This is a genomic window from Pseudomonas sp. IT-P176, assembly GCF_949767245.1.
GTDB lineage: Bacteria > Pseudomonadota > Gammaproteobacteria > Pseudomonadales > Pseudomonadaceae > Aquipseudomonas.
The window spans coordinates 1-16,129 of the sequence record NZ_CATKPN010000090.1 but is presented as its reverse complement, the minus strand read 5'-3'; the positions used below and the strand labels follow the sequence as shown (position 1 = coordinate 16,129).

Genomic DNA, 16,129 nt, shown 5'->3' with positions numbered 1-16,129 from the left:
GGAGTAAGCACTAGAGTATGCGCGCGCAAAACGGGCTAGAGTCGTTCGCACATCGTTGTCGCGTTTATTACGAGGACACCGATGCTGGCGGCATCGTGTATTACGTTAATTACCTCAAGTTTATGGAACGGGCTCGGACCGAGCGGCTACGTGAGTTGGGCTTTGCCCAGTCACAGCTGGCAGGCGAGGACCTGTTGTTTGTCGTGCATTCCAGCGAAGCGCGCTACCACGCGCCGGCGCGACTGGACGACGAGCTTGTGGTAAGTGCTGAAGTAATCGAATTGAACCGTGTCAGCCTGCGCTTCAAGCAGCAGGTCAGGCGAGCCGCGGATAATGCACTGCTCTGCGAAGGGCAGTTTTTGGTGGCCTGTGTGCGCACCCATAGTTTGAAACCCCGGGCCATTCCCGAAGCTCTACGTGCGGCCTTTGCCGACGTGAGCGGCGCGGGTACACACTCAAAGCAGGAGATAAAGCGTGGAAGCTAACGTCGTCGACCATTCCTCCATGTGGAGCCTGGTTAGCAATGCCAGTATCGTGGTGCAACTGGTAATGCTGACCCTGGTAGCCGCATCGGTGACCTCATGGATCATGATCTTTCAGCGCAGCAACCTGCTGCGTGCCGGTCGACGTGCCCTGGAGAGCTTCGAGGAGCGCTTCTGGTCGGGTATCGACCTGTCCAAGCTGTACCGTCAGGCGGGCAGCAACCCTGATCCGGATTCGGGCGTCGAGCAGATCTTCCGTGCCGGCTTCAAAGAGTTCTCCCGTCTGCGCCAGCAACCGGGTGTTGATCCGGAAGCGGTCATGGAGGGCGTTGCCCGTGCCATGCGCGTGGCTATTTCCCGCGAAGAAGAGAAGCTCGAGCAGAGCCTGCCATTCCTCGCTACCGTTGGTTCGGTCAGCCCGTATATCGGCCTGTTCGGTACCGTCTGGGGCATCATGAACTCTTTCCGCGGCCTGGCCACTGCCCAGCAAGCGACCTTGGCCACCGTGGCCCCGGGTATCGCCGAGGCACTGATCGCCACCGCCATCGGCCTGTTCGCCGCCATTCCGGCCGTAATTGCGTACAACCGCTTTGCCGCGCGCAGCGAAACCCTGATCAGCCGCTACTACACCTTCGCCGATGAATTCCAGGCGATCCTGCACCGTAAAGTGCACACCAGCGAAGAATAAGCAGGTATTTCCCAATGGCTTTAATCGCTCGAGCTCGCAAAAAGCGCAAGCCGGTCGCCGAGATGAACGTAGTACCTTACATCGACGTGATGCTGGTACTGCTGGTCATCTTCATGGTGACCGCGCCGATGCTCAATCAGGGCGTGAAAGTTGATTTGCCCAAGGTTTCCAGCGAAGCCTTGCCGCAAGACAACAACACCCAGGTCCTGACCATTTCGATCAAGGCTGACAAGACCTACTACTGGAACCTTGGCAGCGAAGTCGACACCGAGAAGCAGCAGGACCGGGCAATGACCCTGCCGCAGATGACTGATGCGGTGACCAAGATCATTCGCGCCGGCAACGAAGGTGGCAAGCACACCCAAGTGTTCATTCGTGGCGACAAGACCGTCGACTACGGCGCCGTCATGGGCGCGATGGGTGGGTTGCAGAAAGCCGGAGTCGGTAACGTTGGCTTGATTACCGAGGCGCCCTGATGCAGCAACAGCGAGAGCCAACAGCCTCGGAAAGCTACTTCTGGCCTAGTGTCTGGGCAATTGGCTTGCACGTGCTGGTGTTCGGCATGCTGTTCGTCAGCTTTGCCTTTACCCCGGAGCTGCCGCCGGCCAAGCCGATTGTCCAGGCGACCCTGTACCAGTTGAAATCGAAAAGTCAGGCGACCACCCAGACCAATCAGAAGATTGCGGGTGAAGCGAAGAAATCCGCTGCGCGCCAGACCGAAGTCGAACAGATGGAGCAGAAGAAGGTCGAGCAGGAAGCGGTGAAGGCTGCGGAACAAAAGAAAGAAGAGGCGGCTCAAAAGGCCGAGGAAGCCAAGAAGGCCGACGAGTCGAAGAAAGCCGACGAAGCGAAAAAGGCTGATGAAGCCAAGAAAGCCGATGAAGCAAAGAAGACCGCCGAGGCCAAGAAGGCAGAAGAGAAACAATTGGCTGATATAGCCAAGAAGAAAGCCGAAGAAGAAGCCAAGAAGAAAGCTGAAGAAGAGGCCAAGAAAGCGGCCGCTGAAGAAGCGAAGAAGAAAGTAGTCGAAGACGCGAAGAAAAAAGCCGCGGACGACGCCAAGAAGAAAGCTGAAGCGGACGAGGCGAAGAAGAAAGTCGCCGATGATGCGAAGAAGAAAGCTGCTGCCGATGCTGCGAAGAAAAAATCGCAGGAAGCGGCACGTAAATCCGCCGAAGAGAAAAAGGCCCAGGCCCTGGCAGATTTGCTTTCCGACACGCCGCAGCGTCAGCAGGCCTTGGCCGATGAACGAGGCGATGAAGTCGCGGGCAGTTTCGACGACCTGATTCGTGCACGTGCAGCGGAAGGCTGGGCGCGTCCTCCTTCGGCACGCAAGAACATGACGGTCGTGCTGCAAATTGGCATGTTGCCCGATGGTACGGTGACTTCGGTCACGGTAGCCAAGTCCAGTGGCGATGGTCCGTTCGACAGCTCGGCTGTAGCAGCGGTCAAAAACATTGGACGTTTGACAGAAATGCAGGGAATGAAGCCGAGCGATTTCGCTCCCTATCGTTCATTCAAGATGACATTCACACCTGAGGATCTAGCCTTGTGAGAAACCTTCTTCGAGGAATGCTTGTCGTTATTTGCTGCATGGCAGGGATAGCGGCGGCGGATGAAAAGAACATTCTGGTCACCAGCGGCAGTGATCGGGCGACCCCGATCGCGGTAGTGCCGTTCGGCTGGCAGGGCGGCAGCGTGCTGCCGGACGACATGGCGGAAATCATTGGTAACGATTTGCGCAACTCGGGTTACTACTCGCCTATTCCCAAGCAGAACATGATCAGCCAGCCGACCCAGGCCAGCGAAGTCATCTACCGCGACTGGAAGGCCCTGGGCGCCCAGTACATCATGGTCGGCAGCATTGTTCCGGCCGGCGGTCGCCTGCAGGTGCAGTACGCCCTGTTCAACGTCAACACCGAGCAGCAAGTGCTGACCGGCAGCGTTTCCGGCGGCGTTGACCAGTTGCGCGACATGGCGCACTACATTTCGGACCAGTCCTTTGAGAAGCTGGTGGGCATCAAGGGCGCGTTCTCGACCCGTCTGCTGTACGTGACGGCCGAGCGTTTCTCCGAGAAGAACACTCGCTACACCCTGCAACGCTCGGACTATGACGGTGCGCGTGCAGTGACCCTGCTACAGTCCCGCGAGCCGATCCTGTCGCCGCGTTTTGCCCCCGATGGCAAGCGTATCGCCTATGTCTCCTTCGAGCAGAAGCGTCCGCGGATCTTCATGCAGAACATCGACACTGGTCGTCGTGAGCAGATCACCAACTTCGAAGGCCTCAACGGTGCTCCAGCCTGGTCGCCGGATGGTTCGCGCCTGGCGTTCGTACTGTCCAAGGACGGTAACCCGGATATCTACGTGATGAACCTGGGTTCGCGCCAGATCACCCGCGTGACTGCAGGGCCTGGCATCAACACCGAACCGTTCTGGGGCAAGGATGGCTCGACCATCTACTTCACCTCCGACCGTGGCGGCAAGCCGCAGATCTACAAGACCAGCGCCAGTGGCGGCGGTGCCGAGCGCGTAACCTTTATCGGCAACTACAACGCCAACCCGAAATTGTCGGCCGACGAAAAGACTCTGGTGATGATCCATCGCCAGCAAGGTTTCACCAATTTCAAGGTGGCGGCCCAGGATTTGCAGCGCGGTAGTGTAAAAATCCTAACTGATAGCACTCTGGACGAGTCGCCTACTGTTGCGCCCAACGGCACCATGGTAATCTACGCCACCCGCCAGCAGGGCCGGGGAGTCTTGATGCTCGTGTCCATCAATGGACGCGTAAGGCTCCCGCTTCCTACCGCACAAGGCGAAGTCAGAGAACCTTCCTGGTCCCCTTACCTGAACTGACGCGGCGCTATACGTTGTACTTAACACATTGGGGTTCATTAGGAGTTTCACGATGGAAATGCTGAAGTTTGGTAAGTTTGCTGCGCTGGCCCTGGCCATGGCTGTAGCTGTAGGTTGCTCGTCCAAAGGCGGCGACAACGCCGGTGAAGGCGCTGTTGATCCAAACGCTGGTTACGGCGCTAACACTGGTGCTGTTGACGGCTCCCTGAGCGAAGAAGCTGCTCTGCGCGCAATCACCACCTTCTACTTCGAATACGACAGCTCGGACCTGAAGCCAGAAGCCATGCGCGCTCTGGACGTTCACGCCAAAGACCTGAAAGCAAACGGCGCTCGCGTTGTTCTGGAAGGCAACACCGACGAACGTGGTACTCGTGAGTACAACATGGCACTGGGCGAGCGTCGTGCGAAAGCCGTTCAACGCTACCTGGTACTGCAAGGTGTTTCCCCAGCTCAGCTGGAACTGGTTTCCTACGGCGAAGAGCGTCCAGTTGCTACCGGCAACGACGAGCAGTCCTGGGCTCAAAACCGTCGCGTCGAACTGCGTAAGTAATTCGTCATGCGAACGTGCCGTCGTGCTGTAACTGTCCTGGCTCTCAGCCTCGCGCCATTGCTGGCGTGGGCTGCGGTTCCTGTGGTCGATAACGATTCCGGTTATAACAATAGCGGGAGCAGTTATCCGCCTGCGGGTTACGGTACGAACGGCGCCTATGCCGGGGGAGGGGTTTCGGCCCCTGTCTCGGCACAGGGCGAGCTGTTCAACCAACTGCAACAGATGCAGGAACAGATCGCGCGCCAACAAGGCGTGATTGAAGTTTTGCAAAATGATGTTTCGCGCATGAAGCAAGAATCCCTGGAGCGATACCAGGATCTTGACCGGCGCATAGGATCGGGCGGTGCACCCGCTGCGGCTCCTGAAAATTCTCCAGCCGGTGGCAATAGCGCCGTCGGTGCTGCTGCAGGTGCGGGCGCTGCGGCGCAAGCCCCTGCCGCCAGCAGCGAACCGGGTGATCCAGCGAAGGAAAAGCTCTACTACGATGCTGCCTTCGACCTGATCAAGGCCAAGGACTTCGACAAGGCCAGCCTGGCTTTTGCCGCGTTCCTGCGCAAATACCCGAACAGCCAGTACGCGGGCAATGCCCAATACTGGCTGGGTGAAGTGAACCTGGCCAAAGGTGATCTGCAAGGCGCCGGCCAGGCTTTCGCCAAGGTTTCGCAGCTGTATCCCAAGCACAACAAGGTGCCGGACTCGCTGTACAAGCTGGCCGATGTCGAGCGTCGCCTGGGGCACGCCGACAAGGTCAAGGGCATTTTGCAGCAGGTGGTCAGCCAGTATCCTGGCACCTCCGCCGCGCAGCTGGCCCAGCGTGATCTGCAGCGCATGTAAGGCAGTTTGACCCGTGTTTCAAGAAACCCGCGCTTGTCGCGGGTTTTTTCGTTAGAATTCACGCCCTTTTTAGCAACACCGCTTTTTGGGATCTGCGCGTTGGCGGGGTTCCATCAAGTGCCTGACGGAGGCGGACAGCCTGTTTAGCTGTTACGCCCGTGGCGACTATGCAAGATACATTGAGAATTACCGAAGTTTTTTACTCGTTGCAGGGTGAAACGCGCACTGCCGGGCTGCCCACTGTTTTTGTGCGCCTGACCGGTTGTCCGTTGCGTTGCCAGTACTGCGACAGTGCCTACGCCTTTACCGGCGGAACTGTGCGACCACTCGACGAGATCCTCGAGCAGGTGGCCGGTTTCCGCCCGCGTTATGTTTGTGTGACCGGCGGCGAGCCGCTGGCCCAACCTAACGCCATCCCTCTACTCAAGCAGTTGTGTGACGCCGGTTACGAAGTGTCGCTGGAAACCAGTGGTTCCATCGACATCTCGGCGGTAGATTCGCGGGTCAGCCGCGTGGTCGACCTGAAGACCCCGGGCTCGAAGGAAGCACACCGTAACCGCTACGAGAATATCGAGCTGCTGACGTCCAACGACCAGGTCAAGTTCGTGATCTGTTCCCGCGAGGACTACGACTGGGCTGTCTCCAAGCTGATCCAGTACGGTCTTGACCGGCGGGCTGGTGAAGTCCTGTTCTCACCGAGCCATCACGATCTCAATGCACGTGACCTGGCGGACTGGGTAGTTGCCGACAACCTGCCAGTGCGCTTGCAATTGCAACTGCACAAATATCTTTGGAACGACGAGCCGGGGCGCTGACATGACTGAACAACTGAATACTGTAGAAAAGCGTGCGGTCATCCTGCTGTCCGGAGGCCTGGACTCGGCGACCGTGGTGGCCATGGCCCGTGCCGAAGGCTACAGCTGCTACACCATGAGTTTTGACTACGGCCAGCGCTCCCAGGCCGAATTGCACGCCGCTGCGCGGGTGGCCCGGGACCTGGGGGTGGTCGAGCACAAAGTGATCGGCCTGAACCTGAACGGCATAGGCGGCTCGGCCCTGACCGACAGCAGCATCGATGTGCCAGAGACCCCGGGTGAAGGCATCCCCGTGACGTATGTGCCGGCTCGCAACACGGTGTTCCTGTCCCTGGCCCTGGGCTGGGCTGAAGTGCTGGGCGCGCGGGACATCTTCATTGGGGTCAACGCCGTGGACTACTCGGGTTACCCGGATTGCCGTCCGGAGTTCGTCGAGGCTTTCGAGCGCATGGCCAACCTGGCGACCAAGGCCGGGGTCGAGGGCAATGGCTTCCGCATCCAGGCTCCGCTGCAAAACCTCAGCAAGGCGCAAATCGTCGAGGCTGGCGTCAAGCTGGGGGTCGACTATGCGCTGACCGTTTCCTGCTATCAGGCGGACGATCAGGGCCGTGCCTGCGCCAAGTGCGACAGCTGCCGCCTGCGTGCGGAAGGCTTCGCAGCAGCCGGAATCAGCGACCCAACCAACTATTTTTGATTTATTTTCACTTAGGTGTTGAATAGTCCTTAAAAATCAGTATTATACGCACCACAACGAAGCGGGTCGTTAGCTCAGTTGGTAGAGCAGTTGGCTTTTAACCAATTGGTCGTAGGTTCGAATCCCACACGACCCACCATATTTGGCGGTTTAGAAAATCCGGAAGGCCCACGCAAGTGAGGATTTCCGGGTTTTTTTTTGCCTGCGATTCCTGTCTCGGGCAATCGCAATGCTTGCACCGCGCGCCTGGGTGCAGAATGATCTTTTGCATCTCGGGGATATTCTGTAGCCTTGCGCAGCTTCAACGCTGTCCGTGCCTGATGAATACTCACTCTCCCGGCGGTACCCTGATCGGTCCGGAGCCGGGTGTATACTCGACTTTCGCGCGAAAGCGCCCGCAGGTCTTGCGATCATGACGCAAATTTCCGAACGCCTTCTGGTTCAAGCCCACCTCGACGCCAAGCAGCCCAAGCCGCTGACCGCCGCAGAGGAGGCCCATTACCGCGCCGCCATCGCCGCTGAGCTCAAGGCTCAGGACGCGGTGCTGGTTGCTCACTTCTATTGCGACCCGATCATTCAGGCCTTGGCCGAAGAAACTGGCGGCTGTGTTTCCGATTCCCTGGAGATGGCCCGGTTCGGCAATGCGCACCCGGCCAAGACCGTGGTGGTAGCCGGCGTGAAGTTCATGGGGGAGACCGCGAAGATCCTCAACCCGGAAAAACGCGTGCTGATGCCAACCCTGGAAGCGACCTGCTCGCTGGACCTGGGTTGCCCGGTCGACGAGTTTTCGGCGTTCTGCGACCAGCACCCGGAACGCACCGTGGTGGTGTATGCCAACACCTCGGCGGCGGTCAAGGCGCGGGCGGACTGGGTGGTGACCTCCAGTTGTGCACTGGAGATCGTCGAAAGCCTGATGGACAACGGCGAGACGATCATCTGGGGCCCGGACAAGCACTTGGGTACCTACATCCAGCGCAAGACCGGCGCCGACATGCTGCTCTGGGACGGTGCCTGCATCGTCCATGAAGAGTTCAAGGCCAAGCAGCTCGAAGACATGAAGGCGCTGTACCCGGACGCTGCGATCCTAGTGCACCCGGAATCGCCGACGGCGGTGATCGAGTTGGCCGACGCGGTGGGTTCCACCAGTCAGTTGATCGCAGCAGCACAGAGCCTGCCGCACAAGACGCTGATCGTGGCCACCGATCGCGGGATTTTCTACAAGATGCAGCAGCTGTGCCCGGACAAGGTGTTTATCGAAGCCCCTACGGCCGGCAACGGCGCGGCCTGCCGCAGTTGCGCGCATTGCCCGTGGATGGCGATGAACACCCTGGAGCGCACGCTACAGTGCCTGCGTGAGGGTTCGGGGGAGATCTTCGTCGAGCCGGCGCTGATCCCACAGGCGATTCGCCCGTTGAAGCGCATGCTCGACTTCACGGCGGCTGCGCGGATGAAGCTCGCCGGCAACGCCTGAGGTCTGTCAGCTAGGCACACACAACCTGTGGGAGCGAGCAAGCTCGCTCCCACAGTGGTTTTCGTACGGCTGAATTACTTGGTTTTCTTCGGGACTCGAACCAACTGGCTATTGGAGTACATGTCGTGCCAGCTGCGTTGCTGTTTGTCGAACAGTGTCCAGAAGAAGCCCAGGCCGGCGCACAGCAGTGACGCAATCGATACCACGAAGCGCAGCAAGGCCTGCCACAGGCTGATGGCCGAACCGTCGGCGTTCTGCACGCGGATGCACCACACCTGCATGCCCAGGGTTTGGCCGGAGTAGGTCCAGAACTTGGCAAAAAAACCAAATAGCACAAACAGCAATACGGTGGAGAGCAAGGGGTCGCCATCCAGTGCGCCGGCATCGGTCAACGCACGCATCCGCTCCTCGCCGATGATTGCCATCTGCACCATCTTGTAGAGGCCGCCGGTGACGATCATCAGGGCAGTGCACAACAGGAAATCGTAGAACATCGCTGCCAGGCGACGCCCCAGGCCGGCGACGGGGAATTCACCCTGGGGGCTTAGCAGGCGTTTCGACATGGAGTGGCTCTCGATTGAAAAAAGAAGCCATTTTACGGGTTTGCGCGCACAAAAAAGCCCCTGATGTCAGCATCAGGGGCTTTTTCGTTACAGAAGATTAGGCTTCTGCTTGAACTTCGTCAGCCTGCATGCCTTTTTGGCCCTGCACCGCAACGAAGGTCACTTTCTGGCCTTCTTTCAGGCTCTTGAAACCGTTGCCCTGGATGGCACGGAAATGCACGAACAGATCCGGGCCGCTTTCTGGAGTGATAAAACCAAAACCTTTTTCGTCGTTAAACCACTTGACGGTGCCGCTCTGACGTTGGGACATTTCTTATTTCCTTTGACGCAAAAAATTGATGACAGCCTCTTTCTCATGAAAGAGTACTGGGGCTGGTTGCAGGAAAGAAGAAGACGTAGAACGGGTGTAGCAAACTTGTTGGCTACTGCCCAGGTCACGATTCCAAGCGACCCATGCAAACACAGTGGACAAACTCTACGCCAACTACGGCAGAAAAAACAAGCCCCCCTGCAAGCCTTGTATAGCTAGGCCTGTGGCGGTTTTTGGGCTTGCCCATGGGGCTTATTCGATAGGCTCGTTCAATTGTTTTCGATTGTTATAAGGTAAGTTCAAAATCGAAGCTTAGAGTCAAAAAACTGCACTATTTTATGGCAGTTGCGTTACAGATTAGTGCACTGTTACGCAACTGCGTTACTTATCGGAACAGTCTATCAACCACGATAGTAGCGTTGTGGAACGAATGGCATTTTGCTTACAAGCAATGGCACCTGTTTGCCGCGTACGATCGCCCAGACCTGGGTATCGAGTGCCAGGTAGGCGCTGTCCAGGTAGCCCATCGCCAATGGACCGCCGAGGGAAGGGCCGAAACCACCGCTGCAGACGCTGCCGATGATTTCGCCGGCGGCGTTGACGATTTCTGCGCCCTCACGCACCGGAGTGCGTTCCTGGGGGAGCAGGCCGACACGTTTGCGGCTGACACCGTTTTGTTGCTGGGCGAAGATCGTTTCGGCTCCGGGGAATCCACCGGCACGCGCGCCATCGGCACGGCGTGGCTTGGAGATGGCCCACAGCAGGCTGGCTTCGATCGGGGTGGTGGCGCTGTTCATGTCATGGCCATACAGGCACAGGCCGGCTTCCAGGCGCAGCGAGTCACGCGCGCCGAGGCCGATGGCGGCCACTTCCGGCTCGGCCAGCAGGGCGCGGGCCAGGGTCTGGGCATTGGCGGCGGGCACGGAGATCTCGAAACCGTCTTCGCCGGTGTAGCCCGAGCGACTGACAAAGCACTCGACCCCCAGCAGGGACACGCGGGTGAACTGCATGAAGGTCATCTGCGCCACCTGCGGCGCCAGGCGGGCGAGCACGGTCACCGCTGCCGGGCCTTGCAGGGCGAGCAGGGCGCGTTCCTCGAACAGCGGCTCGATCTGGCACTGATCGCCCAGATGCTGGCGCAGGTGAGCCAGGTCCTGGTCCTTGCAGGCCGCATTGACCACCAGGAACAGTTCGTCGTTGCCCAGGTTGGCGACCATCAGGTCGTCGAGGATGCCGCCTTGCTCGTTGGTGAACATGGCGTAGCGCTGCATGCCCACCGGCAGGTCGATGATGTCCACCGGCACCAGGGTTTCCAGAGCCTTGGCCGCATTGGCGCCAGTCAGGCGGATCTGCCCCATGTGCGAGACATCGAACAGCCCGGCCTGCTCACGGCAGTGCAGGTGTTCTTTCATCACGCCCAATGGGTACTGCACCGGCATGTCGTAGCCGGCGAACGGCACCATGCGCGCGCCCAATTCGATGTGCAGTGCGTGCAGCGGGGTTTTCGACAGGGTTTCGGTGGACATATTCAGCTCCTGAAAAAGTCAGCGGATGCGGGGGAGCACGCATCAGCATTCGATAATGTTGACGGCCAAACCGCCACGGGCGGTTTCCTTGTATTTGCTTTTCATGTCGGCGCCGGTCTGGCGCATGGTGCGGATCACCTTGTCGAGGGAGACGAAGTGCTGACCGTCGCCACGCAAGGCCATGCGCACCGCGTTGATGGCCTTGACCGAGCCCATGGCGTTACGCTCGATGCACGGCACCTGGACCAGGCCACCGATGGGGTCGCAGGTCAGGCCAAGGTTGTGTTCCATGCCGATCTCGGCGGCGTTTTCGACTTGCTGGACACTGCCGCCCAGCACTTCGCACAACGCCCCGGCAGCCATCGAGCAGGCCACGCCGACTTCACCCTGGCAGCCGACTTCGGCCCCGGAGATCGAGGCGTTTTCCTTGTACAGGATGCCGATGGCCGCGGCGGTGAGCAGAAAGCGCACCACACCGTCTTCGCTGGCACCTGGAATGAAGCGCATGTAGTAATGCAGGACGGCCGGGACGATACCGGCCGCGCCGTTGGTGGGGGCCGTTACCACGCGCCCGCCGTTGGCGTTTTCTTCGTTGACCGCCAGGGCATACAGGTTGACCCAGTCCAGCACCGACAGCGGGTCGCGCAGTGACGACTCCGGGTTCTTGCACAGTTGCCGGTGCCAGGCCGCCGCACGGCGCTTGACCTTGAGCCCGCCCGGCAGGATGCCTTCGTTGCGACAACCGGCATCGACGCAGTCCTGCATCACTTGCCAGATCTTCAGCAGCCCGGCGCGGGTTTCAGCCTCGGGGCGCCAGGCGCTTTCGTTGGTGAGCATGACCTGGCTGATCGACAAACCGTAGGTGGTGCAATGCCCGAGCAAGTCCTTGGCGCTTTTGAACGGGAAGGTCAGTGGCGTGGCGTCCTCGACGATCCGGTCAGCGCCGGCGGCGTCTTCGTCGACCACAAAACCGCCGCCGACCGAGTAGTACTCGCGGCTGCGGATTTGCAGGCCGGCGGTATCGAAGGCGCGAAAAATCATGCCGTTGGGGTGATAGGCCAGTGGCTTGCGAATCATCGCCAGGTGCAGCTTTTCATTGAAGTCGATCGGGTGCTCGCCGAGCAGGTTCAAGCGCCCGCTGCTGCGAATGTCGTGCAGGCGCGCAGCGATGTTCTCGGTGTTTACGGTGTCCGGGTGTTCGCCTTCCAGGCCGAGCAACACTGCCTTGTCACTACCGTGGCCCTTGCCGGTGGCGCCGAGTGAGCCATACAGCTCGACCTTGACGCAGGTGGTGACCGCCAGCAGGTTGTCCCGCCGCAGACCTTCGACAAACCGCGCAGCGGCACGCATCGGGCCGACGGTGTGGGAGCTGGAAGGGCCGATACCAATCTTGAACAGGTCGAACACACTTAACGACATGGTTGTTCTCCGGTTTCTTGTTATGAGGGGCGGCACAGATTCTGAGAACTGGCACTGATCCTTGTGGGAGCGAGCTTGCTCGCGATAGCGGTCGTTCAGTCGACATCCGGCGAATGTCAGTCCGTCATCGCGAGCAAGCTCTCTCCCACAGGGTTTTGTGATGTCCTTTAGAAGTGGGGCGAGTAAACCCGCCCCCTCATTGGGTTAAGCGTAGCTTTCGATCGACGGGCAGGCGCAGATCAGGTTGCGGTCGCCAAACACGTTGTCGACCCGGCCAACCGGTGGCCAGTACTTGCCTTCGATCAACGACGCCACTGGGTACACCGCCTGTTCACGGCTGTAGGGGTGAGTCCACTCGCCGACGATTTCCGCTGCGGTGTGCGGGGCGTTTTTCAGCGGGTTGTCGTCCTTGTCCAGGGTGCCGTTTTCCACCGCGCGAATTTCTTCGCGGATGCGGATCATGGCGTCGCAGAAGCGGTCCAGTTCTTCCTTGGATTCACTTTCGGTCGGCTCGATCATCAGCGTGCCGGCCACCGGGAACGACATGGTCGGGGCGTGGAAACCGAAGTCGATCAGGCGCTTGGCGACGTCATCGACGCTGATGCCGCTGCTGTCTTTCAGCGGGCGCAGGTCGAGGATGCATTCGTGGGCCACCAGGCCGTTGCTGCCGGTGTACAGCACTGGGTAGTGCTCTTCCAGGCGGCGGGAGATGTAGTTGGCATTGAGGATCGCCAACTGCGAAGCACGTTTGAGGCCGGCGCCGCCCATCATGCGAATGTACATCCAGGTGATCGGCAGAATGCTGGCGCTGCCGAACGGTGCGGCGCAGACCGCGCCTTCCTTGCGTTCCATGGCGGCGTGGCCGGGCAGGAACGGGGTCAGGTGCGACTTGACGCCGATCGGGCCGACGCCCGGACCGCCACCGCCGTGGGGGATGCAGAAGGTCTTGTGCAGGTTCAGGTGGGACACGTCGCCACCGAACTTGCCCGGGGCGCAGAGGCCGACCATGGCGTTCATGTTGGCGCCGTCGATGTACACCTGGCCGCCGTTGTCATGAATGATCCCGCAGATTTCGCGGATGCCTTCCTCGAACACGCCGTGGGTGGACGGGTAGGTGATCATCAAGGCCGCCAAGTGCTCGCGGTGTTCGATGGCCTTGGCGCGCAGGTCTTCGATGTCGACGTTGCCGCGGGCATCACAGGCGGTCACGACCACACGCATGCCGGCCATGTTGGCGGTGGCCGGGTTGGTGCCGTGGGCGGAGGAGGGGATCAGGCAGATATCGCGGCGATCATCGCCACGGCTCTGGTGGTAGGCGCGGATCGCCAGCAGGCCGGCGTACTCGCCCTGGGAACCGGCGTTCGGTTGCAGGGAGATCGCATCGTAACCGGTGGCGGCGCAGAGCATCGCCTCCAGCTCATCGGTCAGTTGCTGGTAGCCGGCACTTTGCTCGGCCGGGGCGAACGGGTGCAGTGCGCCGAACTCGGCCCAGGTCACCGGGATCATTTCGCTGGCGGCGTTGAGTTTCATGGTGCACGAACCCAGCGGGATCATGGTGCGGTCGAGTGCCAGGTCCTTGTCGGCCAGCTTGCGCAGGTAGCGCATCAGCTCGGTTTCCGAGTGGTAACGGTTGAACACCGGGTGGCTGAGGATTGGCGATTGACGAACCAGGGCGGCCGGGATGGTGCTTTGCACGGCGGCGGCGAGGGCAGCGAAGTCCGGTAGGGTCTTGCCGTCGGCCAGCAATGCCCAGAGGTTTTCCACGTCGGCTTGCGAGGTGGTTTCGTCGAGGGACAGGCCCAGGCGCTCGGCGTCGATCACCCGCAGGTTGATCCGCTGCGCCCGCGCCTTGTCGTGCAGTTGGGCAGTGTTGGCGCCGGTGTTGAGGGTCAGGGTGTCGAAGAAATGCGCTTGTTCGACAACCAGGCCCAGGGCGTTCAAGCCCTTGGCCAGGATCGCGCTCAGGTGATGAATACGCTGGGCGATCTGGGTCAGGCCCTGCGGGCCGTGGTACACGGCGTACATGCTGGCGATGTTGGCCAGCAGTACCTGGGCGGTGCAGATGTTGCTGGTGGCTTTCTCGCGGCGGATATGTTGCTCGCGGGTCTGCATCGCCAGGCGCAGGGCCGGCTTGCCGAAGCGGTCGACCGAGACACCGACCAGACGGCCCGGCATGTCGCGCTTGAACGCATCTTTAGTGGAGAAGTACGCCGCGTGCGGGCCACCGAAGCCCAGCGGTACACCAAAGCGCTGCGCGCTGCCGATGGCCACGTCGGCACCAAACTCGCCCGGCGGAGTCAGCAGGGTCAGGGCCAGCAGGTCGGCCGCTACGGCGACCAGGGCATTGGCGGCGTGGAAGCGCTCGGTCAGCTCGCGGTAGTCGAACAGGTCGCCGTTGCTGGCCGGGTATTGCAGCAGTGCGCCGAAGAAGGGCGTCACGTCGCTCAGTTCACGTTCGTCGCCCACCACTACATCGATCCCCAGCGGCTCGGCACGGGTGCGCAGCACGTCGAGGGTTTGCGGGTGGCAATGCACGGAGGCGAAGAAGGCGTGGCTGCCTTTGTTCTTGCTCAGGCGCTTGCAGAAGGTCATGGCCTCGGCAGCGGCGGTGGCTTCGTCGAGCAGCGAGGCGTTGGCGATCGGCAGGCCGGAGAGGTCGCTGATCAGGGTCTGGAAGTTCAGCAGGGCTTCCAGGCGACCCTGGGAGATTTCTGGCTGGTACGGGGTGTAGGCGGTGTACCAGGCCGGGTTTTCCAGGAGGTTGCGCAGGATCGGCGATGGCGTGTGGCAGTTGTAGTAGCCCTGGCCGATGTAGGTCTTGAACAGTTGGTTCTTGCTGGCGATGGACTTGATCAAGGCCAGGGCATCGGCTTCACTCAGGCCGTCTTCCAGGCCAAGCACGCTGGTGCCCTTGATGCTGTCGGGAATGACGCTGGCGCTCAGGGCTTCCAGGGAGTCGAAGCCCAAGCTATTGAGCATGGCTTGCTCGTCGCCGGCGCGCGGGCCGATGTGGCGGGCGATGAATTCGTTGGCAGTGGTCAGGCTTACTTGAGTCATGTCAGCGCTCCTCAGGCTTGCGCGTTGGCTTTGATCAGACGGTCGTAGGCGTCTTGATCCAGCAGTTTGGCGACAGCCGATGCATCGGTTGGCTGGAAGCGGAAGAACCAGCCTTCGCCCAGCGGATCTTCATTGACCAGTTCAGGGCTGCTGTCCAGCGCCGGGTTCACTTCCAGCACTTCACCGTCCAGCGGCATGTACACGCCGCTCGCGGCTTTTACCGATTCCACGGTGGCGGCTTCAGCGCCTTTGTCGTAGGACTGCAGCTCAGGCAGTTGTACGAAAACCACGTCGCCAAGAGCATTCTGGGCGAAGGCGGTGATGCCGACTGTAACGCTGCCGTCAGCTTCGGTACGCAGCCATTCGTGATCTTCAGTAAAACGCAACTCGCTCATGGAAACTCCTCAGGGGCCAGACAGGTCTGGTGGACGCGATGGAATGCTCGGGCATAGCCCTGCTTTATGGAGGGTTACCTAGCAAAATCGCGGCCAGTATTTTTTATTTGTTACTAATCAATAGGTTAAGAGATATTTCCAGAGAGGCGGCGAACACAGCTGTAGCGATATCGCTACAGTCTGACACGAGGAAAAAAGCCCATGAGGATCAAAGCCTTGCACAATGCTGGCGGAAAGCCTGTGTAGCGATATCGTTCCGCTGTAGCGCTTTCAGTACAGGTGGAGGTCGCTTTTGCGGTAGGTGATCTATGGGGGCAATGGTTGCCATCGATGACACGCCAAGCTTGATTCAGCGCGGTGTCCTTGCGTCCATCGCGGGCAAGCCCGCTCCCACCCTGGTGGGTGTATGCAGGGGTTGCGAACATCCTCAATCACTGTGGGGGTGGGCTTGCCCGCGATGAGCATAGGTATA

General features: G+C 60.1%; 16 protein-coding genes and 1 tRNA gene. 11 read left to right on the top strand and 6 right to left on the bottom strand.

From position 1 onward, the window contains the following. Positions 1 to 17: 17 nt before the first annotated feature. The 11 genes from ybgC (at position 18) to nadA (ending at position 8,387) form a co-directional block, all read left to right on the top strand. Positions 18 to 485, top strand: coding sequence for a tol-pal system-associated acyl-CoA thioesterase (gene ybgC / locus ACM6IP_RS22830; protein WP_095165676.1), 468 nt, complete (start codon positions 18 to 20; stop codon positions 483 to 485). Next, positions 475 to 1,170 carry a protein TolQ gene (tolQ, locus tag ACM6IP_RS22825; protein ID WP_034149144.1) on the top strand — a complete coding sequence of 232 codons (696 nt, stop codon included), beginning with the start codon at positions 475 to 477 and terminating at the stop codon, positions 1,168 to 1,170. Before ybgC ends, tolQ begins: the two co-directional genes overlap by 11 nt. A 23-nt stretch (positions 1,171 to 1,193) precedes the next feature. Beyond that, the gene (gene tolR / locus ACM6IP_RS22820) at positions 1,194 to 1,646 is read left to right on the top strand and encodes a protein TolR (protein WP_162530237.1); all 453 of its coding nucleotides are present in this window, start codon (positions 1,194 to 1,196) and stop codon (positions 1,644 to 1,646) included. Next, positions 1,646 to 2,725, top strand: coding sequence for a cell envelope integrity protein TolA (gene tolA, locus ACM6IP_RS22815; protein WP_401126378.1), 1,080 nt, complete (start codon positions 1,646 to 1,648; stop codon positions 2,723 to 2,725). The genes tolR and tolA overlap by 1 nt, the downstream gene beginning before the upstream one ends. Before the next feature lie 17 nt (positions 2,726 to 2,742). After that, on the top strand, positions 2,743 to 4,023 hold the full coding sequence (gene tolB, locus ACM6IP_RS22810; protein WP_174244593.1) for a Tol-Pal system beta propeller repeat protein TolB: 1,281 nt from the start codon (positions 2,743 to 2,745) through the stop codon (positions 4,021 to 4,023). Between the two features lie 52 nt (positions 4,024 to 4,075). Then, positions 4,076 to 4,573 carry a peptidoglycan-associated lipoprotein Pal gene (gene pal / locus ACM6IP_RS22805; RefSeq protein WP_003178634.1) on the top strand — a complete coding sequence of 166 codons (498 nt, stop codon included), beginning with the start codon at positions 4,076 to 4,078 and terminating at the stop codon, positions 4,571 to 4,573. Between the two features lie 6 nt (positions 4,574 to 4,579). Then, positions 4,580 to 5,407 (top strand): tol-pal system protein YbgF, encoded by an 828-nt coding sequence (gene ybgF, locus ACM6IP_RS22800; protein ID WP_320332896.1) that lies wholly within the window; start codon positions 4,580 to 4,582, stop codon positions 5,405 to 5,407. 167 nt (positions 5,408 to 5,574) lie between these two features. Then, complete coding sequence (gene queE / locus ACM6IP_RS22795; RefSeq protein ID WP_095165669.1) at positions 5,575 to 6,222, top strand: 7-carboxy-7-deazaguanine synthase QueE; 648 nt, start codon at positions 5,575 to 5,577, stop codon at positions 6,220 to 6,222. Position 6,223: 1 nt separating this feature from the next. Beyond that, the gene (queC, locus tag ACM6IP_RS22790; RefSeq protein WP_159997625.1) at positions 6,224 to 6,916 is read left to right on the top strand and encodes a 7-cyano-7-deazaguanine synthase QueC; all 693 of its coding nucleotides are present in this window, start codon (positions 6,224 to 6,226) and stop codon (positions 6,914 to 6,916) included. A gap of 63 nt (positions 6,917 to 6,979) precedes the next feature. Then, positions 6,980 to 7,055, top strand: a tRNA-Lys gene (locus tag ACM6IP_RS22785). Positions 7,056 to 7,328: 273 nt separating this feature from the next. Next, positions 7,329 to 8,387: a quinolinate synthase NadA gene (gene nadA, locus ACM6IP_RS22780; RefSeq protein ID WP_095165666.1), complete on the top strand. Its 1,059-nt coding sequence runs from the start codon at positions 7,329 to 7,331 to the stop codon at positions 8,385 to 8,387. 74 nt (positions 8,388 to 8,461) lie between these two features. Here the strand turns inward: nadA and ACM6IP_RS22775 are convergent, their stop codons facing one another. The 6 genes from ACM6IP_RS22775 to gcvH all read right to left on the bottom strand — a co-directional run bounded on the left by ACM6IP_RS22775 (position 8,462) and on the right by gcvH (position 15,657). Continuing rightward, positions 8,462 to 8,950 carry an RDD family protein gene (locus ACM6IP_RS22775; RefSeq protein ID WP_095165665.1) on the bottom strand — a complete coding sequence of 163 codons (489 nt, stop codon included), beginning with the start codon at positions 8,948 to 8,950 and terminating at the stop codon, positions 8,462 to 8,464. Between the two features lie 97 nt (positions 8,951 to 9,047). Continuing rightward, a complete protein-coding gene (locus ACM6IP_RS22770; RefSeq protein WP_003175786.1) occupies positions 9,048 to 9,260 on the bottom strand; it encodes a cold-shock protein in 213 nt (70 codons plus the stop codon). Positions 9,261 to 9,661: 401 nt separating this feature from the next. Continuing rightward, positions 9,662 to 10,786, bottom strand: coding sequence for a glycine cleavage system aminomethyltransferase GcvT (gene gcvT / locus ACM6IP_RS22765; protein WP_401131319.1), 1,125 nt, complete (start codon positions 10,784 to 10,786; stop codon positions 9,662 to 9,664). Positions 10,787 to 10,828: 42 nt separating this feature from the next. Further along, the gene (locus tag ACM6IP_RS22760) at positions 10,829 to 12,205 is read right to left on the bottom strand and encodes an L-serine ammonia-lyase (RefSeq protein ID WP_095165661.1); all 1,377 of its coding nucleotides are present in this window, start codon (positions 12,203 to 12,205) and stop codon (positions 10,829 to 10,831) included. Between the two features lie 204 nt (positions 12,206 to 12,409). Beyond that, entirely contained in the window at positions 12,410 to 15,262 is a 2,853-nt protein-coding gene (gene gcvP, locus ACM6IP_RS22755) for an aminomethyl-transferring glycine dehydrogenase (RefSeq protein WP_414862327.1), read from the bottom strand. An 11-nt stretch (positions 15,263 to 15,273) separates the two neighbouring features. Beyond that, positions 15,274 to 15,657 (bottom strand): glycine cleavage system protein GcvH, encoded by a 384-nt coding sequence (gene gcvH / locus ACM6IP_RS22750; protein ID WP_095165658.1) that lies wholly within the window; start codon positions 15,655 to 15,657, stop codon positions 15,274 to 15,276. Positions 15,658 to 16,129 lie beyond the last annotated feature (472 nt).

What these genes read in the sequence shown, in the direction of transcription:
- ybgC (WP_095165676.1), top strand. Translation starts at nt 18, where the DNA reads ATGCGCGCGCAAAACGGGCTAGAGTCGTTCGCACATCGTTGTCGCGTT.
- tolA (WP_401126378.1), top strand. Translation starts at nt 1,646, where the DNA reads ATGCAGCAACAGCGAGAGCCAACAGCCTCGGAAAGCTACTTCTGGCCT.
- tolB (WP_174244593.1), top strand. Translation starts at nt 2,743, where the DNA reads ATGCTTGTCGTTATTTGCTGCATGGCAGGGATAGCGGCGGCGGATGAA.
- pal (WP_003178634.1), top strand. Translation starts at nt 4,076, where the DNA reads ATGGAAATGCTGAAGTTTGGTAAGTTTGCTGCGCTGGCCCTGGCCATG.
- ybgF (WP_320332896.1), top strand. Translation starts at nt 4,580, where the DNA reads ATGCGAACGTGCCGTCGTGCTGTAACTGTCCTGGCTCTCAGCCTCGCG.
- queE (WP_095165669.1), top strand. Translation starts at nt 5,575, where the DNA reads ATGCAAGATACATTGAGAATTACCGAAGTTTTTTACTCGTTGCAGGGT.
- queC (WP_159997625.1), top strand. Translation starts at nt 6,224, where the DNA reads ATGACTGAACAACTGAATACTGTAGAAAAGCGTGCGGTCATCCTGCTG.
- nadA (WP_095165666.1), top strand. Translation starts at nt 7,329, where the DNA reads ATGACGCAAATTTCCGAACGCCTTCTGGTTCAAGCCCACCTCGACGCC.
- ACM6IP_RS22775 (WP_095165665.1), bottom strand. Translation starts at nt 8,950, where the DNA reads ATGTCGAAACGCCTGCTAAGCCCCCAGGGTGAATTCCCCGTCGCCGGC.
- ACM6IP_RS22770 (WP_003175786.1), bottom strand. Translation starts at nt 9,260, where the DNA reads ATGTCCCAACGTCAGAGCGGCACCGTCAAGTGGTTTAACGACGAAAAA.
- gcvT (WP_401131319.1), bottom strand. Translation starts at nt 10,786, where the DNA reads ATGTCCACCGAAACCCTGTCGAAAACCCCGCTGCACGCACTGCACATC.
- ACM6IP_RS22760 (WP_095165661.1), bottom strand. Translation starts at nt 12,205, where the DNA reads ATGTCGTTAAGTGTGTTCGACCTGTTCAAGATTGGTATCGGCCCTTCC.
- gcvP (WP_414862327.1), bottom strand. Translation starts at nt 15,262, where the DNA reads ATGACTCAAGTAAGCCTGACCACTGCCAACGAATTCATCGCCCGCCAC.
- gcvH (WP_095165658.1), bottom strand. Translation starts at nt 15,657, where the DNA reads ATGAGCGAGTTGCGTTTTACTGAAGATCACGAATGGCTGCGTACCGAA.